This is a genomic window from Kribbella sp. NPDC050470 (assembly GCF_044458365.1).
Taxonomy (GTDB): Bacteria; Actinomycetota; Actinomycetes; order Propionibacteriales; family Kribbellaceae; genus Kribbella.
Window position 1 is genome coordinate 302,783 of record NZ_JBITHV010000006.1, and the last position, 24,589, is coordinate 327,371.

The window sequence follows — 24,589 nt, forward strand, 5'->3', positions numbered from 1 at the left end:
ACGGCACCGCGGCAAGCACCGAACCTGGGTGACGCACACCCACCGGCCGCCCGGCGGTACCGGCGTCACGGAACGGACAGGCGCACCGCCGTAGGCCGGTGGTGCGGTCAGCCGTACCGTCAGTCGCCGTACACGTGGCGAATCCCTTCGACCGAGGCCACAGTCCCGCCTGGTGCGTGACTCGAACGAGGGGAGACGCCGATGACGGCTACGTCGATCGGGCTGTCTCTGATCGGACTGCTGATCGCCGGCCTGCTGGCCTGGATCGGCCTCACCCTCTCCCGCCGCAAGGCCGCCGACGGGTCGGCCGCCGCCGAGCTCGAGGCCGCGAACATCACCGGCGCCGCGAAGTCCGCGGCCGAGTCGGTGCGCCGCCAGGCCGAGGAGGAGGCCGCCGTCCTGCGGGTCCGGGCCGAGGCCGCGGAGCAGCGCGCCGAGGAGATCCGCCGGGCCGCGGAAGACCGGGCGTCCGAGGTACGGCGCGAGGTCGAGCAGCGGGCGTCCGACGTACGGCGGGAAGCCGAGTCGGAGGCGCAGTCGATCCGGGACGACCTGCGCGAGCAGCGGCTGGAGATGGAACGCCGTGAGCACCGGCTGACCGAGCGTGAGGAACGCCTGGACGAGCAGCACCGCTCGATCGAGGAACGTCAGACCGAGCTGACCGCGCAACTGGCCGAGCTGGACCGCCGCAAGGCCGAGATCCGGGACCTGGAGGACGAGCGCCGCCGGATCCTGGAAGGGGTCGCGAACCTCACCACCGAGCAGGCGCGGACCGAGCTGATCGCGTCGATCGAGGCGGAGGCGAAGCGGCACGCGCACACGATCGTGCGCGACATCGAGCGGCAGGCGCTGGACGAGGGCGAGGTCAAGGCCCGCAAGATCATCACCGGCGCGGTGCAGCGGCTGGCGTCGGAGCAGACCAGCGAGTCCGTCGTCTCCGTGGTGCACCTGCCGAGTGACGACATGAAGGGCCGGATCATCGGCCGCGAGGGCCGCAACATCCGGTCGTTCGAGCAGACGACCGGCGTGAACCTGATCATCGACGACACCCCCGAGGCGGTGCTGCTGTCCTGCTTCGACCCGGTACGGCGGGAGACCGCGCGGCTGACCCTGGACTCGCTGGTGCTCGACGGCCGGATCCACCCGAGCCGGATCGAGGAGATCTACGAACGCAGCAAGGGCGAGGTTGCCGAGCTGTGCGAGCGGGCCGCCGAGGACGCGATGGCGGAGGTCGGGATCACCGACCTGCACCCGGAGCTGGCCCGGACCATGGGTCTGCTGCGCTACCGGACGTCGTACGGGCAGAACGTGCTCAAGCACCTGGTCGAGTCCGCGCACATCGCCGGCATGATGGCGGCCGAGCTCGGGCTGGACCCGAAGCTGTGCAAGCGGGGCGCGTTCCTGCATGACATCGGCAAGGCGCTGACGCACGAGTCCGAGGGCAGCCACGCGATCGTGGGCGCCGAGCTGGCCCGCAAGTGGGGCGAGAACGACGACGTTGTGCACTGCATCGAGGCGCACCACAACGAGGTCGAGGTGCGGACCGTCGAGGCCGTGCTGACCCAGGCGGCGGACGCGGTCAGCGGTGGCCGGCCGGGTGCGCGGCGGGAGTCGCTGGAGGCGTACGTGCAGCGGCTCGAGCGGCTGGAGGAGATCGCGATGCACCACGACGGTGTGGAGAAGGTGTTCGCGATGCAGGCCGGCCGAGAGATCCGCGTGATGGTGCTGCCGGACGCGGTCGACGACATCGGCGCACAGGTGATGGCACGCGACATCGCGAAGCAGGTCGAGGAGGAGCTGACCTACCCCGGCCAGATCCGCGTCACCGTCGTCCGCGAGTCCCGCGCCACCGAGGTCGCGAAGTAGCTCAGTCCGCGTACTTGAGACGCCACTCGGGCGGATCGAACGGGGCGCCGTAGATCCGGGTCTCGCGCGCGATCCGCCCGTCCCGGAACTCGACGACGTTCGCGACGTAGTAGATGTCGCCGCTGTAGTCCGAGCGCCCGAGCACCACGAAGTGGTCGCCTTCGCCGGTGATGCGCAGGATCGTGATCGACGGCGGGCTCGGGTACTCCTGCTGCATCGCCCGCATCTTGTCCCGGCCGACGATCCGCTCGCCGGACTGCGGCATCTCCAGCACGTAGTCCTCAGTTCGCATTTCGTGCTCGGCCTCGGCGGACAGCGTCAACTCACCCTCCGCCGCCCACAGCCGCTCCAGCAACTCGCGATTGTCCATGGCTTCACCGTCCCCGCGACTCTTCAGGCAGTCTTAAATGCGGGTGCGACCGGTGACAAGCCGCCGTACGGTCGGACGATGGACATCAGGCCCGCAACCCAAGCCGACGTCGACGGACTCATTGCTCCGGCCGAGCCGGCCGCGCAGCACCACCTGCGCGAACGCTGGGCGACGCAGCAGCGCGGTGACGGCCTGTTCCTGCTCGCACACCAGGACGGCGAGGTCGTCGGCCACACGATGCTGTTCCGGGCATCGAAGTACGACGAGGTCCGGGAGGCTCACGACGTCGCCGAGATCAACGCCCTGCACGCCTACGTCCAAGGCCAGGGCATCGGTACGGCGATCATCCGCGCGGCCGAGGCGATCGCCGCCGACGAGTGGTCCCGCGCGGCGATCGGCCTGGCCGTCGGCGCCGACAACCCAGGCGCCCGCAGGCTGTACGAACGCCTCGGCTACCGGCTCTGGGAAGGCGACCCGGTGATCGACCGCTGGACCGAAAAAGATGCCGACGGCAACGTCGTACGGGCGCACGCGGACCCCTGCGACTACTTGTTGAAGCCCTTCTGATCCTCACGCAGGTGCGCGGGCGTGACGTCGATCGGCCGGGTGGCGACCTGCTCCGGCGGGTCGGTGTTGTACTGCTTCTCGACCTCCGGGTCGATCACGGTGAAATCGTCGCGCTTGTGCGGGTTGGCGAGCCGGTACGAGACCCAGATGCCGGCCACACCGGCGAGCATGATGATGATCCCCAGGGCGGTGAGGTTCAGAGTGTCGGACGTGTCACGAACGGCGAACGCGATGATCGCACCGAGCGCGATCAAAGCGATTCCGGCTCCGATCCTCATGACCGACTCCTTCCTGAACTCCGAGGGTTGTCACTTGCAGTAACGGACATCACTCCCGGTACCCAAAGGGTGTCCTGACATGCGCGCCGGTCAGCGGAAGGCGGCCTGGCCGGTCAGGGCCTGGCCGATGACGAGTTGGTGGACCTCGGAGGTGCCCTCGTAGGTGAGGACGGACTCGAGGTTGTTGGCGTGTCGCATGATCGGGTACTCGCCGCTGATGCCGTTCGCGGCCAGGATCGTGCGGCACTCGCGGGCGATCGCGATCGCCTCGCGGACGTTGTTGAGCTTGCCGACGCTGACCTGCTCGGGGCGCAGCGTGCCCTTCTCCTTGAGCCGGCCGAGGTGGACGGCGAGCAGAATGCCCTTGTTCAGCTCGACAGCCATGTCGGCGAGCTTCGCCTGGGTCAGCTGGTAGCCGGACAGCGGCTTGTCGAAGACCGTCCGCTCACCGGCGTAGGCCAGGGCGGTCTCGAGGCAGTCGCGGGCGGCGCCCATCGCGCCGAAGATGATGCCGAAGCGGGCCTCGTTCAGGCAGCCGAGCGGTCCGGACAGACCACGGGCCTCGGGCAACAGTGCGGACGCCGGCAGCCGTACGTCCTCCAGAACCAGCTCGGACGTGACCGACGCGCGCAGCGACAGCTTCCCGGTGATCTCCGGCGCCGAGAAACCGGCCGTCGAGGTCGGTACGACGAAGCCGCGGACGCCGTCGTCCGTCCGGGCCCAGACCACGGCGACGTCGGCGACCGAACCGTTCGTGATCCACATCTTCGAGCCGTTCAGCACCCAGTCGTCGCCGTCGCGGCGGGCGTTGGTGCGCATGCCGGCCGGGTTCGAGCCGAAGTCGGGCTCGGTCAGGCCGAAGCAGCCGATCGCCTCACCGGCCGACATCCGCGGCAGCCACTCGTTCTTCTGCTCCTCGCTGCCGTACTTCCAGATCGCGTACATGGCCAGCGAACCCTGCACCGACACCAGCGAACGCATCCCCGAGTCGGCCGCCTCGATCTCCAGGCAGGCCAGGCCGTAGGCAACCGGACCGACACCGGCACACCCGTAGCCGGTCAGGTGCATCCCGAGGAACCCGAGTGCCCCCAGCTCCTTGGCCAGCTCCCGCGCCGGAATGCTTGCCGACTCGAACCACTCCGGCAACGACGGCCGCAACCGCTCATCCGCAAACCGACGAGCCGTAGCCCGGACGTCAACCTCCTCCGAGGTCAACAACGAGTCCACATCCACCAGATCCAGCGAAGCCGTCATAAAGCTCACGCTAGCCGGTAGAAGGTGATCAGGAAGCGGCGCAGCTCACTTCCGGTACCAGGGCCACCACCAGTGGCGTTTGCGGGGATGGCGGACGACGATCGTGCCGTGTCTGGCCTGGCCGGTGACGCGGAGGCGGACGCCGCCGGCTCGGGGTGTGGTGGCCTTGTTGCGGGCGGTGCCGTGGACCATGTCGACGGCGTCCATGTCGATGCTCCAGCCCTCCGGCACGATCATCACGACCGAGCTGTGCACGGCCTGGGCGTCGACGTGGATCTCCGGCCACCGGATCACCGCGTCGGTGAAGTCGAGCCGGACCGCGGAGTGCTCGGCGACCGCGTGCACCGTCTGCGGGACCGTCCACGGCCCTTCCCGCCGCTGGGCGCTGTGCTTGGCCCGGATGGTCAGCTCGACCGCGTTGCTGCCGTGCGCGACCGGCACCAGATCTGCGGTCGCGTTGCGCAGCTCGAGCTGCGTCTTGGCCGAGTAGATCTGGGTCAGCCGCTCGTCCAGCTCCTCGAAGTCCAGCCGCCCGTCGCTGTGTGCTTCCTGGACCAGGGCGGCGGCGCGCTCGCGGTCGTGGTCAGAGGCCCGATGCCCGGGCGGCGGCTGCTCCAGACTCATGCCCCAAAGGTAGCGCCGCTACCGGTCCGCTCCAGGAACCGGTCGAACACTGCTGACCAGGTCGCTTCCAGTTCAGCCTCGTAGAGCTCCGCCTCCGCGACCACAGTCGCCGGATCGAATCCCAACGACAGCAGTCGCTCCGGGGTCCAGCGCCGTACTCGATCTGTTGTGACCTCGGGATGGAACTGCACGCCCCAGCTCCGGCCGATGCGCAGCATCTGGATGGGACAGCGCTCGCTCGACATCAACAGCACGGCATCAGCGGGCAGCCGGGTGATCTGGTCCTGGTGACTCTCCACTGCCCGCACAACCGCAGGCAGACCGGCGAGCAGCGGGTCGTCCGCGGCCGCGGGCAGCAGGCGCAGCTCGGTCACACCTTTCTCGGGCAGACCGTGCTTGCCGAGCACCTCACCGCCGAACGTATGCGCCAGCAGCTGAGCGCCCAAGCAGATCCCCAGCACCGGCACGCGGTCGTGCGCCGCCCGCAGCAGCTCGCGCTCGGCCTTCAGCCACGGCGAGGCGTCGTCCGCGTCCGGCAGCATTCCGCCACCCAGCAGGATCAGCGCGGCGTGCCCGCTGATGTCGGACGGGATCGGCTCACCGTCCCACGCGCGTACGACGACCGCGGCGAAGCCCCGCGCCTCGAGCCAGCCGAGCAGGCGGCCCGGTCCGCTGTCGGGATCGTTCTCGATGATCAGCACAGCTGCAGACACAGTCGCCAACCGTAGACCACCGGGGCACACCGCGAGCCGCCGTACCGGCGATACTGAGCAGGGCTCAGCTGGGGGTGTGCGGCACTGTGCCGGCAGTGGATCGGCTGGTGGGCCTGCAACAGGTCACTCCGGCTGCGCTGCTCATTGTGGAGTTCAAGCCCGGAGACACCGGTGCCGAGGCCCGGCTCACGGCGAACGATCCGGTGCTCCTCACCATCAGCGATGTCAGCCATCCGGAGTTCGACGCACTGGTGCTGACCACCACGCTGGGCGGTGCAGCGTCTGCACAACTGCCGGCCGGGTTCTACAACGTGTCAGCTGTCGTGATCGACGACTGCGAGGACGTTCTGCTCGGGTACGGCGTTCAGGACAACCTGAGACTGGTCAGTGGCGACGACCTGATCCTGTCTTTGGCCATCCACACCGACGGCGTGGCCGATGTGCCGCGGCGCTGGCGTCCGGTCCGCAGCCGGTGCTCATGGGACCGGACGGTGACGTCGTACCGATCCTGGACCTGGTGCTGATCGGGCGGGCGCCGGACTGCGACCTGATCCTGGACCACCCGGAGGTGAGCCGGCACCACGCGGAGCTGCTCCGGATGGACGAGCTGAGCTACGAGCTCCGCGACCTCGGCTCGACCAACGGCACCTCTGTGAACGGCGCCCGCGTCCACAGCCGACTCGTCGGGGACGGCGACCAGCTCCGCCTCGGAAGCTTGCCCCTCAACCTCTACCTGGCCTGACGCGACCTAGCCCGCGGACCTGGGACAATGGCGCCGTGAATGCGCGAACCGTCGTCATCCTCGGCTCGACCGGCTCTGTCGGCACCCAGGCGCTGGAGCTGATCGGCCGGAACCGCGACCGGTTCCGGGTGCTCGCGCTCTCGGCCGGCGGGGACAATGTCGGCCTGCTGGCCGCGCAGGCGCTCGAGTTCGGCGTCGAAGTGGTCGGTGTGGCGAAGGCCACGGTGGCTCAGGACCTGCAGCTCGCGTTCTACGCCGAGGCGCAGCGCAAGGGGTACACGCAGGGCGAGTTCCGGATCCCGAAGATCGTCACCGGCCCGGACGCCTCCAGCGAGCTCGCCGCGATGCCGTGTGACGTGGTTCTCAACGGCATCAACGGCTCGCTCGGCCTGCAGCCCACGCTGGCCGCCCTCGACGCCGGCAACACGCTCGCCTTGGCGAACAAGGAGTCCCTCGTCATCGGCGGTCCGCTGGTCACCCGCCGGGTGAAGCCGGGCCAGATCGTCCCGGTGGACTCCGAGCACAGCGCGATCGCGCAATGCCTGCGCGGTGGCTCGGCCGACGAGGTGCACAAGCTGCTGCTGACCGCCAGCGGCGGGCCGTTCCTGGGCCGGGCGCGCAGCGAGCTCGCGGACGTGACGGTCGAGCAGGCCCTGGCGCACCCGAACTTCGCGATGGGCCCGGTCGTCACGATCAACTCCGCCAACCTGGTCAACAAGGGGCTGGAGCTGATCGAGGCGCACCTGCTGTTCGGGATCCCGATGGACCGGATCGACGTCGTCGTACACCCGCAGCAGGCGATCCACTCGATGGTCGAGTTCACCGACGGGTCCACGATCGCGCAGGTCGGCGTACCGACGATGACGGTGCCGATCGCGCTCGGCCTCGGCTGGCCCGACCGGATACCGGACGCGTCGCCGCCGTGGAACTGGGCCGAGGCGAGCACCTGGCAGTTCCTCCCGCTCGATGACAAGGCGTTCCCGGCGGTCCGGCTGGCCCGCGAGGCCGGGACCCGCGGCGGGACCGCGCCGGCCGTCTTCAACGCCGCCAACGAGGTCTGCGTGCAGGCGTTCCGGGACGGGCGGCTGCCGTTCCTGGCGATCGTCGACACGGTGGCACGGGTGGTGACCGAACACGACGTACCCTCGTATGAGGAACTGTCCATCGACGACGTGCTCGCCGCTGACACATGGGCGCGTGCGCGGGCTCGCGAGTTGACCGGCGCGTCGACCGACCACAGCCAGGAGATCACGAACGCATGACCGCGCTTCTCACCGTAATCGGCATCGTGCTCTTCGTAGCCGGCATCCTGATCTCGGTCGGGCTGCACGAGCTGGGCCACATGGTGCCCGCGAAGGCGTTCGGGATGAAGGTGACCCAGTTCTTCGTCGGCTTCGGCCGGACGCTGTGGTCGACCAAGCGCGGCGAGACCGAGTACGGCATCAAGGCTATCCCGGCCGGTGGGTTCGTCCGGATCATCGGGATGATGCCGCCGGCCAAGGGCGAGGACCCGACCAAGGTCCGCAAGGCCAACACCGGCCCGATCCAGTCCATGGTCGAGAACGCCCGAACCGCGGAGTACGAGACCATCTCGCCCGAGGACAACGGCCGGCTCTTCTACCAGAAGGTGTGGTGGAAGAAGCTGATCGTGATGGCGTCCGGTCCGCTGGTCAACGTGGTGATCGCGTTCGTGCTGTTCGGCGGCCTGTTCATGCTGTACGGCGCCAACGTCGCGCAGACCACCGTCGCCACGGTCACCGACTGCGTCATCCCGGCGTCGCAGGCCACCGCGGACCGCAAGTGCGAGGCCGGCGACCAGGTCTCGCCGGCCAAGACCGCGGGCTTCCAGGTCGGCGACAGGATCGTCTCCTTCAACGGCACCCAGATCACCAGCTGGGACCAGCTCACCCCGCTGATCCGGGCGAACACCGACAAGGCCGCCACGATCGTTGTCGAGCGCAACGGTGCGCAGCAGACCCTGCAGACCACCACGATCATCAACCAGGTCCGCGACGAGGCAGGGTCGGACAAGATCGTCTCGGTCGGCTTCCTCGGCGTCTCGCCGGAGATGAAGGTCGAGCGCCAGGACTTCGGGTTCGTGGTCAACAAGATGGGCGAGCTGACCGTCGCCACCGTGCAGGCGATCGGCAACTTCCCGGAGAAGCTGGTCGGCGTGGCCAAGTCGATCGTCGGCGGCGACCGCGACGAGGACAGCCCGATGAGCGTGGTCGGCGCCAGCCGGGTGGCCGGCGAGATCGCCTCCAACCAGTCGCTCACCGGCGGCGAGCGGATCGCGTTCCTGATCTCGCTGCTCGCCTCGCTGAACCTGTTCCTTGCCCTGTTCAACTTCATCCCGCTGCTCCCGCTGGACGGCGGCCACATGGCCGGCGCGATCTGGGAAGGCATCCGGCGCGGCTTCGCGCGGCTGCTCGGCCGGCCCGACCCCGGGTACGTCGACGTCGCCAAGCTGCTCCCGATCGCGTACGTCGCGGCCAGTGCCATCGTGGTGATGGGCGTCCTGCTCGTCATCGCCGACATCGTCAACCCGATCCGGCTGTTCAACGGATAACGCTCCACCTCAACGGACAAGGACTCATGAGCATCAACCTGGGCATGCCCGCGCTGCCGCCGCCGACCCTCGCCCCGCGCCGCAAGACCCGCCAGATCAAGGTGGGCAAGGTGCTGGTCGGCGGTGACGCCCCGATCTCCGTGCAGTCGATGACGACGACGCTGACCTCGGACGTCAACACCACCCTGCAGCAGATCGCCGAGCTGACCGCGGCCGGCTGCGACATCGTCCGGGTCGCGTGCCCGTCGCAGGACGACGCGGACGCGCTGCCGGAGATCGCGCAGCACTCGCAGATCCCGGTGATCGCCGACATCCACTTCCAGCCGAAGTACGTGTTCGCCGCGATCGAGGCGGGCTGTGCGGCGGTCCGGGTGAACCCGGGCAACATCCGCAAGTTCGACGACCAGGTGAAGGAGATCGCGGCCGCGGCCAAGGACCACGGCACCTCGATCCGGATCGGCGTGAACGCCGGCTCGCTGGACCCGCGGCTGCTGCAGAAGTACGGCAAGGCGACCCCGGAGGCGTTGGTCGAGTCGGCCGTCTGGGAGGCGTCGCTGTTCGAGGAGCACGACTTCCACGACTTCAAGATCTCGGTCAAGCACAACGACCCGGTCGTGATGGTCCGCGCGTACGAGTTGCTGGCCGACGCCGGCGACTGGCCGCTGCACCTCGGCGTGACCGAGGCCGGCCCGGCGTTCCAGGGCACGATCAAGTCGTCGGTGGCGTTCGGCGCGCTGCTGGCCAAGGGCATCGGCGACACCATCCGGGTCTCGCTGTCCGCGCCGCCGGTCGAGGAGGTCAAGGTCGGCCTGCAGATCCTGCAGTCGCTGAACCTGCGTGAGCGCAAGCTCGAGATCGTCTCCTGCCCGTCCTGCGGCCGCGCCCAGGTGGACGTCTACACCCTGGCCGAGCAGGTCACCGCCGGCCTGGAGGGCATGGAGGTCCCGCTCCGGGTCGCCGTCATGGGCTGCGTCGTGAACGGCCCCGGCGAGGCCCGCGAGGCCGACCTCGGCGTCGCCTCCGGCAACGGCAAGGGCCAGATCTTCGTCAAGGGCGAGGTCATCAAGACCGTCCCGGAATCCGCCATCGTCGAAACCCTCATCGAGGAAGCCCTCCGCATCGCCGAGCACATGGGCGACACCACCCCCGGCGAACCCACCGTCACCGTCAGTTGACCGCGACGTCCCAGAAGGTGCCATACCCTGCCGGGGTGCGGCACCTTCTGGCGTATGAAGCTGGTGCTTCGTTTGCCGGGATCAATGCATCAAATCGTCAGCCATTTTGGTGTAGCATTGGGTGCATGACACGTATCTCGGTAGACGTCAACGACGAGTGGCTCGACGCGGCCCGGGCCGAGTTGGGTACGGATAGCAAGGTGGAGACGATCAACGCCGCCTTGCACGAGTTCGCCCGGCGCAAGCGGGCGAAAGATCTCATCGCGACGCTCGACGAGGTCGAGTTGGATGTCAGTGCCTCGGCCGACGCCTGGAGATATGGGGGCGGTCGTGATCTGAGCAGGCTGGAGGAAGACGCCAGGGAGGCCCGCACCGCATGATGGCTGGCGCTGCTTATCTGGTGGACACCTCGGTCGTCGTGCTGCGCGGTCGGTACGCGTTGGTCAAGGAGCGCTTCGACACACTGCTCGTCGAAGGTCGCCTGGTGCTCTGCCAAATGGCGCTGCTGGAGTGCCTGAACAACGCTCCGGATCCGCGGTCCTACGAGCGAATGTGGGGGGACCTTCAGGGCCAGCGGTGGGTCGATGTCACCACAGCGTCCATGGACAAGGCCCTGGAGGTGCACCGCGCTCTGGCGAAGAAGAGCCAGCACCGGGGGTTCAAGCTGCCTGACCTGATCATTGCTGCGACCGCAGAGTTGGCTGGCCTGACTGTCTTGCACTACGACGAGGATTATGAGCGGATTGCCAAGGTCACTGGGCAGCCGGTGGAGTGGGTTGTGCCGAAGGGATCGCTCTGAGGGTGGTTGAGTACCTGGTGGTCGGGGCGGTTGCAGGTGAGCTTCGGTATGTGCCGCAGGGGATTCCTCGGGTGGTTACCGGGGTTGGGAAGACTGCGGCGGCGGTGGCTACTGCGAGGGCTTTGGGGGAGCGGGACACTCTTGAGCTGGTGGTGCTGAATGTGGGGACCACGGGGGCGTTGCGGGATGGGATGGCGGGGTTGTACCTGCCGTCGCGGGTGATCAATCACGACGTCAACGCGGAGGCGGTGCGGGCGCTGGGGCTCGACCCGCAGGAGGTGCTGGAGGTCGAGGGCGGGGACGGGACCGTGCTCGCCTCGGGCGATGTGTTCGTGACCGATCCGGTCGTCCGGGCCCGGCTCGCGGAGCGGGCGCAGTTGGTGGACATGGAGGCGTACGGCGTCGTCTACGCCTGCCGCGAGTACGGCGTACCCGTCCGTGTCGTGAAGCACGTCTCCGACTCGGCCGACGAGTCCGCCCTCGACTGGCCCGCGCTGGTCGACGCCAGCGCCAAGGTCCTGGGGGAGTGGGTCACCGACTACGTCCGCTGAGACGCCAGCCACTCGAGTACGGCGGTCTCCCGCACCAGCCACCGCATCACCCCAACCCCACCCGCCTGCACGGCCCGGTTCGCCGCCAGCGCCTCGTCGACCGTCATCCACCGCGGCACCAGTTCCAGCTCGGCCTCGTACCCCTCCAGCGTCTGCTCACGCTCAGCCGCACCGCCCGAGCAGCGGAAGTAGTGCGAGGTCATCCGGAACACGTCGTACGCCGGCTCGGCCGCCGGCACCTCCTCGATCGTCGAGCCGACGCCCGGGCCGACCTGGACGCCGACGACGCCGCACTCCTCGCGGAACTCGCGGCGGAGCGCCTCGGCGTGCGACTCGCCCGGCTCCACCCCGCCGCCGGGGAACTTGTAGTCGCCGTGACGGGAGCCGAGCAGCAGCAGCTCGCGACCGTGGAAGAGGATGCCGCGGACGGCGGTTCGCTTGACGACGCGACCGCCGGGAGGGAGATCCGGTGAGCTGAACCTGCCGAGGAGCATGCGGATATGCTGGCTTGACCTTGACCCTGGGGGCAAGGTTTAGCGTCGGGGTGAAGGAGGCGGGATGCGGATCAGTGATCTGGCGGCCGAGGCCGGGGTGACGGTCAAGGCGGTCCGGTACTACGAGGCGCAGGGACTGCTGAAGCCCCGGCGGGAGGCCAACGGCTACCGCGCGTACGAGGCCGAGGACGTGGTCGTCGTACGGGAGGTGAAGGCGTTGCTGTCGCTCGGCCTGACCGCGGAGCAGACGTACCCGTTCATCGAGTGCCTGCGGGCCGGCAACGACCGGGCGGACGTGTGCCCGGCGTCGCTGGCGGCGTACCGGACCCGGATCGCCGACGTGGACCGGCGGATCACCGAGCTCACCGAGCTCAGGTCCCGGCTGACCGACCTCCTGGCCGATGCCGAGAGCTGGAGGACGAGAACAGGATGAGTGACCTGCGGACGGTCGACGAGTCGACCTTCGACGAGGTGGTACTGCAGGCGGACCAGCCGGTGCTGGTGGACTTCTGGGCGCAGTGGTGCCCGCCGTGCCACCAGATCGCGCCGGTGCTGGCGCAGATCGATGCCGAGCGCAATGACCTGACGGTGGTAAAGCTGAACTCCGACGAGAACCCGGCGGTGTCGGCGAGCTACCGGGTGATGGCCCTGCCCGCGCTGATGCTGTTCCACCGTGGCGAGGTGATCTGGTCGGTGGTCGGCGCCCGCCCGAAACACAAGCTGGTCAAGGAGCTCGACGACGCCCTGCACGCCGTCGTCTGAGCGCCGCTGAGGAAGCCCGCCGGTGGATTCCGCCGGCGGGCTTCGTCGTACCTTGCTTGGTAGCTAGCTAGATTGCTAGCATCCTAGGCATGAGCGATGAAGGCGGGAAGAAGGCGCAGTTCAACGTGTACCTGCCGCCGGAGCTGGTTCGCCGGGTGAAGCACAAGGCGATCGACGAGGCGGTCAGCCTGTCCGCGCTGGTGGAGCTCGCACTGACGGAGTACCTGGACAAGCATGGGGAGGCACGAGGATGAACGATGTGATGATCCGGCCGCTGCGGTTCACGGCCGATGTGGACGCGATGCAGGCGTTCCTGGAGACCCTCGGCCTGCGGGCGCGGATCGAGTCCGAGCGTGGCGGCTGGGCGGTGCTGCTGGCCGGCCGCGGAGCTGTCTCGCTGCACGACGCGGCCACCAGCGACACCGGCGGCCGGCCGGGTCAGACCAGGCTGACGTTCGTGGCCGAAGACATCGACGAGCTGAAGACGACCCTCGAGAACGCCGGCTACGACGACGCGACGATCTTCGACGAGGCGTTCGGGCGCGTCCTGTCGGTTGCCGGGCCGGACGGGACGAAGCTGTGGATCGACGAACGCAGCAAGGATCTGTACGGCTACCGCGAGCTCGACGCGCAGCCGGATGAGCGCTTGGCGGTGACGCCACACCTGACGGTCTCGGATCAGCCCGCCTGGGAGCGGCTGCTGGGCGTGCTCGGCGTCGACCAGAAGGTGTACTTCGCCGCCGGTGACGAGCCGGCCGTCCGGCTCGGGCTGACCACCTCCGAGGATCTGGACGACATGCTGCGACGGATAGGTGCGCAGGCCACCCGGACCGATGATGGTCTGGAGATCGTGGATCCGGACGGGGAGACGGTGGTGGTGCACGGGTGATCGAGGTTCGGAAGGCCGAGCTCGGGGATGTCGAGGGCATCCGGCAGATCGGGCTGCAGACCTGGCCGGCGGCGTACGGCGGTCTGGTCTCGGAGCAGTTCATCGCCGACGGCCTGGCGCAGTACTGGTCACCGGAGGCGGTGGAGCGGGGCATGCGCCGCGGGATCACGCTGGTCGCGGCCGACGGTGAGCAGTTGGTCGGGGTGGTCGGGCTCGGTCGGGAGGACGAGTTCTGGGTGATGTGGAAGCTGTACGTGCTGCCCGATCACCAGGGCAAGGGCGTCGGCAAGGCGCTGCTCGACGCGGCGATCGAGGCTCTGCCGGCCGGTACGTCGGAACTGCTGCTGGACGTCCTGGTCGGCAACGAGAAGGCAATCCGCTTCTACCGCGCCAACGGCTTCGGCGACCCACCCCGCACCCCCGACCGCGACCTCGGCGTCGAAACGATGTGGATGAGTCGTGGCGGTCTCTGATGGTCCCCCGCCTACTGCGCGGCACTCGGCACGGCATCTCGCCGCACTGGAGCAAAGGCCACGATGAAACCACATCGAGGCCTTCACTCCAGCACGCCGAGCTACCGCACCGAGCACCTGCTCGCTACGGCGCGGGACCATCAGACACCGCCTTGACCTCCAGACGGCTTGAGGTTGCAGGGTGCCCCGCATGACAGTGACTGAACCGGTGCGGTTGCGGGACGATCCGGACTTTCGGCGGTACTGGGTCGCTCGGGTGTTGTCGTTCACCGGGTCGATGGTGACGGCGGTCGCGCTGCCGGTGCTCGTTTACCGGCTGAGTGGATCTACGTTTCTCACCGCGCTCACGACGGCGCTCGAGGCGGCGCCGTACCTGCTGACTGGGCTGTTCGCCGGCGCGCTCTCGGACCGGTGGAACCGGCAGCGGGTGATGGTGTCGGCGGATCTGGTCAACGCGGTGCTGATCGGGTCGATCCCGGTCGCGCACCTGCTCGGCGTGCTGACCGTCGCGCAGGTGCTCGTGGTCGGGTTCGCGGTACAGGCGGTCTTCACGTTCTTCGACGGTGCGAACTTCGGCGCGCTCCCTGTGCTGGTCGGGCGGGCCCGGGTCGCGCAGGCGAACTCGGCGGTCTGGACGGCGTCCAGCCTGGTCGAGCTGTTCGTCCCGGCGCTCGCCGGCCTGGCGTTGGCGGTGCTGAACCCGGCCAGCCTGCTCGCTCTCGACGCATTGAGTTTCGTCGCGTCCGCGGTCGCCGTTCGTGGCATCGTGCGTGCGATGTCGGAGCGGCGGGACGGGCAGCAGCCGCTGCGGCCGCGGGTGATCTTCGCGGACATCGCGGAGGGCGTGCGGTTCCTGGTCCGGCATCCCGGCGTCCGGACGATGACGATCGTGGGCAGTCTGCAGTCGTTCGCCGGCGGCGGGTTCGTCGCGCTGATGGTGGTCTGGTGCGACCGGATCCTGCACATCGGTACGTCGGGAGTGCGGTTCGGACTCGTCTGGGGCGCGTGGGGGATCGGTGGGCTGATCGCCGCGCTCGGCCTGCCGCGGCTGCTGAAGCGGATGCCACCGGCCGCGATCACGCTGTACGCGTTGCCGGTGTCGGCGTTGCTCGGGATCGTGACGGCGCTGATGCCGGGGTGGGCCCTGGCCGCACTCGCGTTGCTCGTGTGGGGCTCGGCGTACGTGCTGGTGATCGTCAACTCGATCTCCTACCGGCAGCAGGTGACGCCGGAGCAGTTGCTCGGCCGCGTCAACACGGCCGGCCGGATGCTGTCGTGGGGAGTGGGCTGGACGCTGGGCTCGATCGCCGGTGGTCTACTCGGGAACCAGTACGGCGTCCGCACCGCGATGGTCGTGATGGGTGCCTTCGGGTTCGCCGCCGTGGCAGTCGCTTGGACCTCGCCGTTGCGCCGGATCGCGGACGCTCACGACCCGTTGCGCGCTTGACGGGGGATCATCGGCTAGGTTCTGCGCGTGGGCGTTCGGGTTCTCGGTCCTCGTGACCTCGCGGCGGCGCGTGCCGTGATCGGCCGCGACCCGGTCGTCAACGTGTTCGTCGACAGCCTGGTGCAGGCGTCCGGACTCGATCCACGGCGCGGCGCCGAGGTCTGGGGGTACGTCGAGAAGGGCGTGCTCGAAGCGCTGTGCCACGCGGGCGGCAACATGGTGCCGGTCGGCGCGGACGACGCTGCGCTGCGGGCGTTCGCGTCGTACGCGTTGCGGCGGGGGCGGAACTGCTTCCAGATCCTCGGCCAGGCGCGCGCGGTCGAGCAGTTGTGGAACACCCTCGAACCGCACTGGGGTCCGGCCCGCGAGGTGCGCGACAACCAGCCGTTCATGGTGATCGAGGGACCGCCGGCCATCGCCCCGGATCCATTGGTCCGGGAGGTCGAACCGGTCGAGCTGCCGATCCTCTACCCGGCCTGTGTGGCGATGTACACCGAGGAGGTCGGGGTCCCGCCGCAGACCGGGCCGGACGGGACGTTCTACCGGTCGCGGGTGGCCGAGCTGATCCGGGCCGGGCGGGCGTTCGCGCGGATCGAGGACGACCGGGTGGTGTTCAAGGCCGAGGTCGGGTCGGTCGGGACCGGCGTCTGCCAGATCCAGGGGGTCTGGGTCGACCCGGAGTTCCGCGGCCGCGGGCTGGCCGCACCGGGGATGGCGGCGGTGGTCGAGCTGGCCCGGCAGATCGCGCCGGTGGTGACGCTGTACGTGAACGCCTTCAACGTCCCGGCCCGGGCGGCGTACGAGCGGGTCGGGTTCCGGACGATCGAGACGTTCGCGACGATCCTGTTCTGATACTGGGCGCCCACCGTGATGCTGCGGTGACCGCTGGTGCGCTTTCAGGCTCTGTGCATCACCAAGCTCGCGGCGGGGGACTGTGCGGTGGACAGCAACGGGAATAAGCCGAAGTTCGTGCTGCACTCGCAGATCCATGCGCGCGAGATCGCGACCGGCGAGATCGCGTACCGATGGATCGACCTGCTGGTCACGTCGTACGGCGTGGACCCGGAGATCACGTCGTTGCTCCGTTCCAGTGGGACGTGCAGCAGGGCGGGCCGTGTGACGAGACCTATCCCGGTCCAAAGGCGGAGTCGGAGCCGGAGACGGTCGCGATCCAGGGGTTGCTGGAGGCGATCTTCCCTGATGGGAAAGGGGAGGTGAACGATCCGGCGGCCCCGCCGACGACCGGGGTGATGCTGAGTCTGCACAGTTTCGGGAACGACATCCTGGCGCCGTACGGCTACACGAACACCGCTGCGCCGGACCAGGCCGCATTGGTTGCTCTGGGCAAGAAGATGGGCGCGCTGACCGGGTATCCGGTCTCGACCGGGGACGGCGGGGTGGGGTATCTGGCGCCGGGGGCGACGGACGACTGGCTGTACGGGACGCGCGGGGTGCCGGCGTACACCTTCGAGATCGGGCCGGCGTCGGGGGCCTGCGCGAGGTTCCTGCCGGCGTACTCGTGCGTGTCGTCGACGTTCTGGCCGATTCTGAAACCAGCGTTGGTTTACGCGGCCCGGGCCGCGGCGGCGCCGTACGGGAAGCTGCCGTGATTACCGTCCGGTAGGCTCCGCGCATGGCGTGCGCGGCTGGGCGCGGCTGCCGCTCCAGGTTCCGCTGATCAAATGGGCCCTGAGGGCGTCGCGCGAGACCGAATGAGGCGGCTGGGTGCGCGTGGGCTGTGGATAACGTGGTGAGAGCATGGTCGCCGGACGGATATCCTCTGTGACGTCCAATGTTCCATCCATCTTCTGTCAGGCTTTTGGAGACTCCCGTGATTCTGCGCATGTCGTCGCTGTTCCTTCGCACCCTTCGCGAGGACCCGGCGGACGCGGAGGTCCCGAGCCACAAGCTGCTCGTCCGCGCCGGCTACATCCGGCGGACCGCGCCCGGCATCTACACCTGGCTGCCGCTGGGCCTGCGGGTACTGCGCAACGTCGAGCGGATCGTGCGCGAGGAGATGGACGCGATCGGCGCGCAGGAGCTGGTGTTCCCGGCGCTGCTGCCCCGGGAGCCCTACGAGGCCACCGGCCGCTGGACCGAGTACGGTCCGAACATCTTCCGGCTGAAGGACCGCAAGGGCGCCGACATGCTGCTCGGTCCGACGCACGAGGAGATGTTCACGCTGGTCGTGAAGGAGCTCTACTCGTCGTACAAGGACCTCCCGCTGTCGATCTACCAGATCCAGAACAAGTACCGCGACGAGGCGCGGCCGCGGGCCGGCGTGCTGCGCGGGCGCGAGTTCGTGATGAAGGACTCGTACTCGTTCGACGTGGACGACGCCGGGCTGGAGACGTCGTACGAGGCGCATCGCGACGCCTACATCAAGATCTTCGACCGGCTCGGCTTCGACTACGTGATCGTGAAGGCGATGTCCGGCGCGATGGGCGGGTCGCGGTCGGAGGAGTTCCTGGCGATCGCCGAGAACGGTGAGGACACCTTCGTCCGCTCGCCGGGTGGGTACGCCGCGAACGTCGAGGCGGTCGTGGTCCCGCAGGCGGCGCCGGTGGACGCGTCGGACGTGCCCGCGGCCGAGGTCGTCGACACCCCGGACACCCCGACCATCGAGACGCTGGTCGACGCGCTGAACGCGAAGCACGCGCGCGCCGACGGCCGCGAGTGGACCGCCGCGGACACGCTGAAGAACGTGCTGGTCACGGTCGTGCACCCCGACGGCACCCGCGAGCCGCTGGCCATTGGCGTGCCCGGTGACCGCGCGATCGACGAGAAGCGGCTGGGCGCGCAGCTCGAGCCGGCCGAGGTCGTGGCCTTCGAGGAGGCCGACTTCGAGAAGATCCCCTCGCTGGCGAAGGGCTACATCGGGCCGGGCGTGCTGGGCAAGGAGAACACCTCCGGGATCCGCTACCTGCTCGACCCCCGGATCGCCGAGGGGTCGGCGTGGGTCACGGGTGCGGACAAGTCCGGCTTCCACGTGATCAACCTGGTGCACGGCCGCGACTTCACCGCCGACGGCACCATCCAGGCCGCCGAGGTGCGCGACGGTGACGAGGCGCCGGACGGGTCCGGTCCGCTGGAGACCGCGCGCGGGATCGAGATGGGGCACATCTTCCAGCTCGGCCGGAAGTACGCCGACGCCCTCGACCTGAAGGTGCTGGACCAGAACGGGAAGCTCGTCACGGTCACGATGGGGTCGTACGGCGTGGGTGTCACCCGCGCGGTGGCCGCGATCGCCGAGGGCAACCACGACGAGCTGGGCCTGGTCTGGCCGCGGGAGATCGCGCCGGCCGACGTCCACCTGGTTGCCACCGGCAAGGACTCCGAGGTCTTCGAGAAGGCCGCCGAGCTCGCCGCCGAGCTGGAGTCCCGCGGCCTCACGGTCATCTACGACGACCGCGTGAAGGTCGCCCCGGGCGTGAAGTTCAAGGACGCCGAGCTTCTCGGCGTCCCGACCATCGCCGTCGTCGGTAAGGGCCTCGCCGAAGGCACCATCGAGGTCCAGGACCGCCGCAGCGGAGACCGCGCCAACATCCCCGTGGCCGAGGTCGTGGACCACCTGGTCACCACGGTCCGCAGCTGAACCACCGGCGGCCGCAGCGCCGCGGCCTGCCGTCGCCACCACACCACCCATCGGCCCCCACTCCACACCCCCGGAGTCGGGGCCGGTGGTTTGTCACCACTTCGGCTCCTCGAAGATTTCTTGCTGGGGGATGTCGAGGGATGCCGGTCGGCTTCGATCTCGGGGCGAAGGCGCCAAGGGGGCGCTGGGATCGAGGGGTTGAGATGGCTCAGGGTGTTGGGACGCGTGGGGTCGAGAGGCTTCGGGCGGATGTGGTCGGTGAGGTTGTCGTCGCGGGGGATGCGGGGTATCAGGAGGCTGCGCGGACGTTGGTCGCCGAGGGGCGGCCGGCGGTTGTCGTGCGGTGCGCGGAGGCTGGAGATGTTGCCGCGGCGCTGCGGTTCGCCGAGGCGCACGGGCTGGAGGTGGCGGTACGGAGTGGTGGGCACCACATGGCCGGGTTCGGGACCAACGACGGGGGAGTGGTGATCGACGTCCGGCCGATGGATGAGGTTGCCATCCGAGACGACGCCGTGGTCAGGATCGGGACGGGGGCTACCTGGGGGCAGGTGGCTGAGCGGCTGGGCGAGGCCGGACTGGCGATCTCGTCGGGCGATACGGCCGGTGTGGGAGTCGGCGGGTTGATGGCCGGCGGTGGGATCGGGTGGATGGTGCGCAAGCACGGGCTCGCGATCGACCACGTCGTGGCGGCCGAGGTGGTCACCGCGGACGGGACGGTACGGCGGGTCGACGCGGCGACCGAACCCGAGTTGTTCTGGGGACTGCGCGGCGCCGCGGGGAGCCTCTGCGTGGTGACGTCGTACGACATCGCCGCCGTACACCGGCCGACAGTGCACTTCGGCACCCTCCTGTTCCCGTGGACGCAGGCGGGACAGGTGCTGGCAGGCTGGTCCGAGTACGTCGTGAACGCGCCGGACGAGCTGTCGTCGTCGCTGCAGTTGCCGCCGACGATGATGGCCGACCGGCAGGCACCGGTCGCGGTGATGGTGTGCATCGCCGGGGACGAGGCCACGCGGGACGAGATCCTGAAATCGCTGCGGGACCTGGGCACGGTGCTCACCGACACCGTGGCCGAAATCCCGTACGCAGAGGTGTTCTCGAACGAGTCGATGCCGGCCGACTGGACGCCGCGCGTGCGCAACGGGCTGTTCGACCAGTGGTCGCCGGAGCTGAGCGAGCAGCTCCTCGAGGCCCGGCTACGGCTGCCCGCGATGGCGGTGGAGATCCGGGCGCTGGGCGGTGCGTTCGGCGCAATGCCTTCGGACGCGACCGCGTTCGCGCACCGCGAGGCGCAGTTCATGCTGAACTCGGTGCTGATCGGGTCGATCGACCTGCACGGATCGCAGGTGGCCGGCTTCGACTGGCTCTGGGAGGCACTGGACCCGGAGCGCGCGTACGCGAACTTCCTGTCGCATCCGGCCACGGCCGACCTCGACCGGTGCTACCCGCCGGCGCACCGCGCGCGGCTGGCGGCGTTGAAGCAGGCCGTCGACCCGGACGACGTCTTCCACAGCGCCCTCACGGTCCCGCCCGCCGAGCGCATCCCACCGGCGGCGTGAGTCAGTCGGTGAGGCGGGCGATCCGCTCGCGGAGGTAGTTCTGCTCGGCGGTGTTGCGGGTGCGGTCCAGGGCGGCGAGGTAGTTCGCGCGGGCCAGGTCGGGCCGGTCGGCAAGCTCGTGCAGGTGGGCGAGCACCGACAACCGCCGGTGGTGGTCACCGAGGTACTTGTCGCCGGCCAGCCCGTCGACGATCGCGATCCCGGCCTGCGGGCCCTCGGTCATCGCCACCGCCACCGCCGAGCCGAGTGTCACCATCGGTCCCGGATCGACCTGCGCGAGGATCCGGTACAGGCCGGCGATCTGCTCCCAGTCGGTGCTCTCCACCGCATCGGCCTCACTGTGTACGGCGGCGATCGCAGCCTCGAGCTGGTACGCGCCGACGGGTCCCGAGCGCAGCGCGTCCTCTGCGAGCCGGGTGCCCTCGGCGATCTCGTCGGCGTACCAGCGAGTGCGATCCTGCCGGTCCGCCGGGATCAGGTCGCCGCCCGGACCGGTGCGGGCGTCCCGGCGCGCGTGGGTGAGGACCATCAGCGCGAGCAGCCCGGTCACCTCACTCGACCCGGTCGTGGCCTGATGCAGGAGACGCGTGATGCGCATGGCCTCAGCTGCCAGGTCCACGCGCTGCAGGTCCTCGCCCGCGCTGGCCGTGTGACCTTCGTTGAAGATCAGGTACAGGACGTGCAGGACTGCTCGCAGGCGTACGCCGTACTCCGCGCCAGTCGGCAGCTCGAACCGCGCGCCGGCGTCCTGGATCAGCCGTTTGGCCCGGCTGATCCGCTGTGCCACGGTCGGCTCCCCGACGAGCAGTGCGGCGGCTACCTCGGCCGTGGTCAGGCCGCCGACCGATCGCAGCGTCAAAGCAACCTGCGACGCCGGTGTCAGCGCGGGGTGGCAGCACAGGACGAGCAGGCGGACGGTGTCGTCGGCGTCCTCGCGGTAGTCGGCAACCTGCTCCGCGTCCGCCGGCTCCCGGAGGAAGTCGTTGAGCTCGCGCTGCCGCCGGGCGTTGTCGCGCCGCCAGCCGTCCATCAGCCGCCGCGTCGCGACACTGACCAGCCAACCGACCGGGTGCTCGGGTACGCCGTTCGCCCGCCACTGCACGAACGCCTCGAGCAGCGCCTCCTGGACGGCGTCCTCGCACTGGTCGAAGGCGTCGTACCGCCGGACCAGCGCCGCCAGCGCCCGCGGCGCAGCAGCCCGGATCGCCGCCTCCAAGCCGCCAGTCACCTGACCGTCCGGCATCTGGCGGCCGGTCACCTGATTGCGGCGCCCGGGGCGAAGTCGGCGTCGCCGAGCTCCATGACCGGCCGGACCTCGATCCGGCGCAGCTCCAGCGCCGGCACCTCGGCGGCGAGCTCCAGCGCCCGCTCGATCGTCGGGCAGTCCACCAGGAGCGCGCCCGCCAGGAACTCCTTCGTCTCCAGGAACGGCCGGTCCGAGATTACCGGCGTCCCGGCGACCAGCTGGGCGCTCTGGCTCGTCGACGGGTCGTCCAGGGCGAGGACGGACAACAGCTCTCCGCTCGCCCGCAGCTCGCGGACCCGGGCGGCCAGGCGCTCACGGTCACCCGCCAGCTCGATTTGCTGCTGCGGGGTCAGCCCGGCCAGCGCTTCGGCGTTGTTGTGGATCAGCAGTAGGAACTTCACCCACCCATTGTCCCGATCCAGGGATCAGGGCCGGATCCAGACCGTCCAGCGTTCGATGCGCAGGTAGCTGAGGCGCTGGTACACCGGCTGGCCGTCGTCGGACGCGAGCAGGACCGACGGCTGGTCGTGGTGGGTGGCGGCGGTCCAGGTGAGGGCGGCCCCGGCTCGGCGGCCGCGGGCGGCGGGCATGACCGCGACATTCTCGACGACGGTCACACCGGCGGCGTTGTGGGCGACGGCGGTGGCGAGCGGTACGTCGCCGTCGTACCCGACCCAGACTGTGGTTGGTCCGTCGAGGAAGGTCGCCGCGTACAGCACGCCGGTCTCGACGGGCTGGAGCTCCGGGACCGGATAGCCCTCGATGAACACGCGCTCGGCGTCGGCCAGCCCGGCGGAGTCGGTGACCTGGCGGACGTCGAGATCGGTGACCGGCGGGGTCGCCGTGGCGTCGGGGAAACGGACCATCAGCGGAGGATGGCCGACCAGGGCGAGCCCGTGCTCGCGCAGGTCGCGGGTCGGCCAGGGGCTGACGAAGAGGTACGGCACGTTGTTCGGCAGCCGGCGCGCGACCTCGGCGAGCACCTCGGCCGGGTCGACCGGTTGTTTCGCCACGATCAGGTTCGTGAACGGCCCGCGGTCGCCGAGGAAGCCGCCGGCCCAGGTGTCGCCGTCGTACCAGGGCTTGCCGGCCCGGCGGGCGCCCTCGGTCACCCAGGAGGCGTGCGCGAGGACCGCTTGGCGGACGAGGGAGTCGGCCGGTGCGAGGTCCGGTTCCCAGCCGGTGGCGAGCGACTCGCCTTCGGGTGGCACGATCGAGGACGCCATGCGCCCACTGTGGCACCGCGCCGCCGGATATGTCGTGGGTCACGTCCGCCGGTGTAAGGGTTTTTTGGGACAACGTCCTTACCTGATGATGGCCGGGTGAGTGCTTTCCGCCTGGTGTGCCGCCGTGCCTGACATCTCCCTGTGGACCCTCGTCTTCCTGGTGGTCGCGGCCTTCTCGGCCGGCTGGATCGACGCCGTGGTCGGCGGTGGCGGCCTGATCCAGCTCCCGGCGATGCTGCTCGGCCTGCCGGGCGCGACCCCGGCGCAGATCTTGTCCACGAACAAGATCTCCTCGCTGTGCGGTACGGCGACCAGCGCCGTCACCTTCGGCGTCAAGGTGCGCCCGGACAAGCGGACCGTCATCCCGCTGGCGATCCTGGCCGGTCTCGGGTCCGCCGCCGGCGCTTTGGTGGCGACGAAGATCCCGATGTCCTGGTTCAAGCCGATCGTGCTGGTGCTCCTGATCGGCGTCGCGATCTACACCGCGATGAAGCCGTCGCTCGGCGCGCGTACGGCGTTGCGCTTCGACGGCCGTGATCACTACGTCGCGGCGAGTGTGGTCGGCGTGCTGATCGGCTTCTACGACGGCGCGGTCGGGCCCGGGACGGGGTCGTTCCTGATCTTCGCGCTGGTCGGCTTCCTCGGCTACAACTTCCTGCAGGCCAGCGCGAAGGCGAAGATCGCCAACGTGGCCACCAACCTCGGCGCGATCGTCATCTTCGCCGTGAACGGCGCCCCGCTGTGGATCCTCGGCCTGGTCATGGGCGCGGCCAACATGCTCGGCGGCCTGCTCGGCGCCCGGACCGCGGTGGCCCGGCGCAGCCGGTTCGTCCGGATCATCTTCCTGGTCGTCGTCTCCGCGCTGATCCTTCGATTGGGCTACGACGTCGTCAGCGGTTGGTGAACGTCGGGGCCCAGGGCGCGTCGGCCAAGCCGATCCGCTGGATGGCTTCGGCCGTGCGGGTCGCCAGGCCCTGCAGGACGTCGATCTGGTCGTCGGTGGCGCGGTGGTGGCGGGACCAGTAGGCGCCGATCGCGGCGACCGGGGTCGGTGAGCCGACCGGCACCATCAGCAGGCTGCGGACGAAGGTCGGCAGGTACGCCTCGAGCGGGATGCGTTCGTCGAGTTCGATGTTTGGCACGACCGCGGTCTCGTCGTGCAGCATCGCCCAGCCGCTGATGCAGCTCGTGATCGGGAACCGCTGCCCCTTCCACAGCGGCGCGATCGCGTCCTCGTCGGCGTAGAAGCAACGGTCCTGCTCGCGCAGCACGAAGGTCGCGCCCTGCGCGCCGGTGAGCCGCCGGGCCTCGACACGCACGATGTCGCCGACCTCGGCCAGCGACTGCGCATCCGCCAGGTTCGTCATGCCGTCATTGTGCGGTCCGCGGG

General features: G+C 69.5%; 30 protein-coding genes and 1 pseudogene. 21 read left to right on the plus strand and 10 right to left on the minus strand.

Annotated elements, in window-relative coordinates:
• The first annotated feature begins 201 nt into the window (after positions 1–201).
• A complete protein-coding gene (rny, locus tag ACIBGM_RS19510; protein WP_360522332.1) occupies positions 202–1,866 on the plus strand; it encodes a ribonuclease Y in 1,665 nt (554 codons plus the stop codon).
• Between the two features lies 1 nt (position 1,867).
• Here the strand turns inward: rny and ACIBGM_RS19515 are convergent, their stop codons facing one another.
• On the minus strand, positions 1,868–2,236 hold the full coding sequence (locus ACIBGM_RS19515; RefSeq protein WP_360522329.1) for a nuclear transport factor 2 family protein: 369 nt from the start codon (positions 2,234–2,236) through the stop codon (positions 1,868–1,870).
• 78 nt (positions 2,237–2,314) lie between these two features.
• Here ACIBGM_RS19515 and ACIBGM_RS19520 point away from each other — a divergent pair, with 78 nt between their 5' ends.
• Positions 2,315–2,803: a GNAT family N-acetyltransferase gene (locus ACIBGM_RS19520; protein WP_360522326.1), complete on the plus strand. Its 489-nt coding sequence runs from the start codon at positions 2,315–2,317 to the stop codon at positions 2,801–2,803.
• On the opposite strand, the gene ACIBGM_RS19525 is transcribed toward ACIBGM_RS19520, so the two are convergent.
• From ACIBGM_RS19525 to ACIBGM_RS19540, 4 genes are all read right to left on the minus strand, one after another.
• Positions 2,782–3,081, minus strand: coding sequence for a DUF6458 family protein (locus tag ACIBGM_RS19525; RefSeq protein WP_360522323.1), 300 nt, complete (start codon positions 3,079–3,081; stop codon positions 2,782–2,784). The genes ACIBGM_RS19520 and ACIBGM_RS19525 overlap by 22 nt on opposite strands.
• 90 nt (positions 3,082–3,171) lie before the next feature.
• Positions 3,172–4,335: an acyl-CoA dehydrogenase family protein gene (locus tag ACIBGM_RS19530; protein WP_360522320.1), complete on the minus strand. Its 1,164-nt coding sequence runs from the start codon at positions 4,333–4,335 to the stop codon at positions 3,172–3,174.
• A 45-nt stretch (positions 4,336–4,380) separates the two neighbouring features.
• A complete protein-coding gene (locus ACIBGM_RS19535; RefSeq protein WP_360522317.1) occupies positions 4,381–4,959 on the minus strand; it encodes a DUF1707 domain-containing protein in 579 nt (192 codons plus the stop codon).
• Positions 4,956–5,672 carry a type 1 glutamine amidotransferase gene (locus ACIBGM_RS19540; protein ID WP_360522314.1) on the minus strand — a complete coding sequence of 239 codons (717 nt, stop codon included), beginning with the start codon at positions 5,670–5,672 and terminating at the stop codon, positions 4,956–4,958. Before ACIBGM_RS19540 ends, ACIBGM_RS19535 begins: the two co-directional genes overlap by 4 nt.
• Positions 5,673–5,767: 95 nt before the next feature.
• Between ACIBGM_RS19540 and ACIBGM_RS19545 the strand changes: the two genes are divergently transcribed.
• The 8 genes from ACIBGM_RS19545 (at position 5,768) to ACIBGM_RS19580 (ending at position 11,508) form a co-directional block, all read left to right on the plus strand.
• Positions 5,768–6,196: a hypothetical protein gene (locus tag ACIBGM_RS19545; protein ID WP_360522311.1), complete on the plus strand. Its 429-nt coding sequence runs from the start codon at positions 5,768–5,770 to the stop codon at positions 6,194–6,196.
• A complete protein-coding gene (locus ACIBGM_RS19550; protein WP_396386356.1) occupies positions 6,151–6,414 on the plus strand; it encodes an FHA domain-containing protein in 264 nt (87 codons plus the stop codon). Before ACIBGM_RS19545 ends, ACIBGM_RS19550 begins: the two co-directional genes overlap by 46 nt.
• Before the next feature lie 35 nt (positions 6,415–6,449).
• Positions 6,450–7,676, plus strand: a complete 1,227-nt coding sequence (gene dxr, locus ACIBGM_RS19555; protein ID WP_360522305.1) for a 1-deoxy-D-xylulose-5-phosphate reductoisomerase — start codon at positions 6,450–6,452, stop codon at positions 7,674–7,676.
• Positions 7,673–8,983 carry a site-2 protease family protein gene (locus ACIBGM_RS19560; protein ID WP_360522302.1) on the plus strand — a complete coding sequence of 437 codons (1,311 nt, stop codon included), beginning with the start codon at positions 7,673–7,675 and terminating at the stop codon, positions 8,981–8,983. The genes dxr and ACIBGM_RS19560 overlap by 4 nt, the downstream gene beginning before the upstream one ends.
• 26 nt (positions 8,984–9,009) lie before the next feature.
• Positions 9,010–10,158 carry a flavodoxin-dependent (E)-4-hydroxy-3-methylbut-2-enyl-diphosphate synthase gene (gene ispG / locus ACIBGM_RS19565; RefSeq protein ID WP_360522299.1) on the plus strand — a complete coding sequence of 383 codons (1,149 nt, stop codon included), beginning with the start codon at positions 9,010–9,012 and terminating at the stop codon, positions 10,156–10,158.
• 125 nt (positions 10,159–10,283) lie between these two features.
• Complete coding sequence (locus ACIBGM_RS19570) at positions 10,284–10,538, plus strand: type II toxin-antitoxin system VapB family antitoxin (RefSeq protein ID WP_360522296.1); 255 nt, start codon at positions 10,284–10,286, stop codon at positions 10,536–10,538.
• Between the two features lie 20 nt (positions 10,539–10,558).
• Positions 10,559–10,957, plus strand: a complete 399-nt coding sequence (locus tag ACIBGM_RS19575; RefSeq protein WP_396386357.1) for a PIN domain nuclease — start codon at positions 10,559–10,561, stop codon at positions 10,955–10,957.
• A gap of 17 nt (positions 10,958–10,974) precedes the next feature.
• Positions 10,975–11,508, plus strand: a complete 534-nt coding sequence (locus ACIBGM_RS19580) for a nucleosidase (protein WP_396386502.1) — start codon at positions 10,975–10,977, stop codon at positions 11,506–11,508.
• Here the strand turns inward: ACIBGM_RS19580 and ACIBGM_RS19585 are convergent.
• Positions 11,496–12,002 carry an NUDIX domain-containing protein gene (locus tag ACIBGM_RS19585; protein WP_360522287.1) on the minus strand — a complete coding sequence of 169 codons (507 nt, stop codon included), beginning with the start codon at positions 12,000–12,002 and terminating at the stop codon, positions 11,496–11,498. The genes ACIBGM_RS19580 and ACIBGM_RS19585 overlap by 13 nt on opposite strands.
• Before the next feature lie 64 nt (positions 12,003–12,066).
• Here ACIBGM_RS19585 and ACIBGM_RS19590 point away from each other — a divergent pair, with 64 nt between their 5' ends.
• The 10 genes and pseudogenes from ACIBGM_RS19590 to ACIBGM_RS19635 all read left to right on the plus strand — a co-directional run bounded on the left by ACIBGM_RS19590 (position 12,067) and on the right by ACIBGM_RS19635 (position 20,727).
• Positions 12,067–12,435 carry a MerR family transcriptional regulator gene (locus tag ACIBGM_RS19590; protein ID WP_360522284.1) on the plus strand — a complete coding sequence of 123 codons (369 nt, stop codon included), beginning with the start codon at positions 12,067–12,069 and terminating at the stop codon, positions 12,433–12,435.
• The gene (gene trxA / locus ACIBGM_RS19595; protein ID WP_396386358.1) at positions 12,432–12,764 is read left to right on the plus strand and encodes a thioredoxin; all 333 of its coding nucleotides are present in this window, start codon (positions 12,432–12,434) and stop codon (positions 12,762–12,764) included. The genes ACIBGM_RS19590 and trxA overlap by 4 nt, the downstream gene beginning before the upstream one ends.
• An 89-nt stretch (positions 12,765–12,853) precedes the next feature.
• A complete protein-coding gene (locus ACIBGM_RS19600) occupies positions 12,854–13,018 on the plus strand; it encodes a CopG family transcriptional regulator (RefSeq protein ID WP_360522278.1) in 165 nt (54 codons plus the stop codon).
• Positions 13,015–13,653, plus strand: coding sequence for a VOC family protein (locus ACIBGM_RS19605; RefSeq protein ID WP_360522275.1), 639 nt, complete (start codon positions 13,015–13,017; stop codon positions 13,651–13,653). The genes ACIBGM_RS19600 and ACIBGM_RS19605 overlap by 4 nt, the downstream gene beginning before the upstream one ends.
• Positions 13,650–14,126: a GNAT family N-acetyltransferase gene (locus ACIBGM_RS19610; protein WP_360522272.1), complete on the plus strand. Its 477-nt coding sequence runs from the start codon at positions 13,650–13,652 to the stop codon at positions 14,124–14,126. Before ACIBGM_RS19605 ends, ACIBGM_RS19610 begins: the two co-directional genes overlap by 4 nt.
• A gap of 190 nt (positions 14,127–14,316) precedes the next feature.
• Entirely contained in the window at positions 14,317–15,573 is a 1,257-nt protein-coding gene (locus ACIBGM_RS19615) for an MFS transporter (protein ID WP_396386359.1), read from the plus strand.
• A gap of 27 nt (positions 15,574–15,600) precedes the next feature.
• Positions 15,601–16,425 carry a GNAT family N-acetyltransferase gene (locus tag ACIBGM_RS19620; protein WP_360522266.1) on the plus strand — a complete coding sequence of 275 codons (825 nt, stop codon included), beginning with the start codon at positions 15,601–15,603 and terminating at the stop codon, positions 16,423–16,425.
• Between the two features lie 117 nt (positions 16,426–16,542).
• A pseudogene (locus tag ACIBGM_RS19625) lies at positions 16,543–17,183 on the plus strand (M14 family zinc carboxypeptidase).
• Between the two features lie 221 nt (positions 17,184–17,404).
• Positions 17,405–19,168, plus strand: coding sequence for a proline--tRNA ligase (locus ACIBGM_RS19630; RefSeq protein ID WP_396386360.1), 1,764 nt, complete (start codon positions 17,405–17,407; stop codon positions 19,166–19,168).
• 203 nt (positions 19,169–19,371) lie between these two features.
• A complete protein-coding gene (locus ACIBGM_RS19635; protein WP_360522261.1) occupies positions 19,372–20,727 on the plus strand; it encodes an FAD-binding oxidoreductase in 1,356 nt (451 codons plus the stop codon).
• Position 20,728: 1 nt separating this feature from the next.
• Here ACIBGM_RS19635 and ACIBGM_RS19640 read toward each other — a convergent pair whose 3' ends face one another.
• The 3 genes from ACIBGM_RS19640 to ACIBGM_RS19650 are packed head-to-tail and all read right to left on the minus strand — an operon-like array spanning position 20,729 to position 23,199.
• On the minus strand, positions 20,729–21,955 hold the full coding sequence (locus tag ACIBGM_RS19640; RefSeq protein WP_360522258.1) for a DUF6596 domain-containing protein: 1,227 nt from the start codon (positions 21,953–21,955) through the stop codon (positions 20,729–20,731).
• Positions 21,956–21,981: 26 nt separating this feature from the next.
• A complete protein-coding gene (locus ACIBGM_RS19645) occupies positions 21,982–22,374 on the minus strand; it encodes a YciI family protein (protein ID WP_360522255.1) in 393 nt (130 codons plus the stop codon).
• 24 nt (positions 22,375–22,398) lie between these two features.
• The gene (locus tag ACIBGM_RS19650) at positions 22,399–23,199 is read right to left on the minus strand and encodes a GNAT family N-acetyltransferase (protein ID WP_396386361.1); all 801 of its coding nucleotides are present in this window, start codon (positions 23,197–23,199) and stop codon (positions 22,399–22,401) included.
• A 124-nt stretch (positions 23,200–23,323) separates the two neighbouring features.
• Between ACIBGM_RS19650 and ACIBGM_RS19655 the strand changes: the two genes are divergently transcribed.
• Positions 23,324–24,103, plus strand: coding sequence for a sulfite exporter TauE/SafE family protein (locus ACIBGM_RS19655; RefSeq protein WP_396386362.1), 780 nt, complete (start codon positions 23,324–23,326; stop codon positions 24,101–24,103).
• Here the strand turns inward: ACIBGM_RS19655 and ACIBGM_RS19660 are convergent.
• The gene (locus ACIBGM_RS19660; RefSeq protein WP_360522245.1) at positions 24,090–24,566 is read right to left on the minus strand and encodes a GAF domain-containing protein; all 477 of its coding nucleotides are present in this window, start codon (positions 24,564–24,566) and stop codon (positions 24,090–24,092) included. The genes ACIBGM_RS19655 and ACIBGM_RS19660 overlap by 14 nt on opposite strands.
• Between the last annotated feature and the right edge of the window lie 23 nt (positions 24,567–24,589).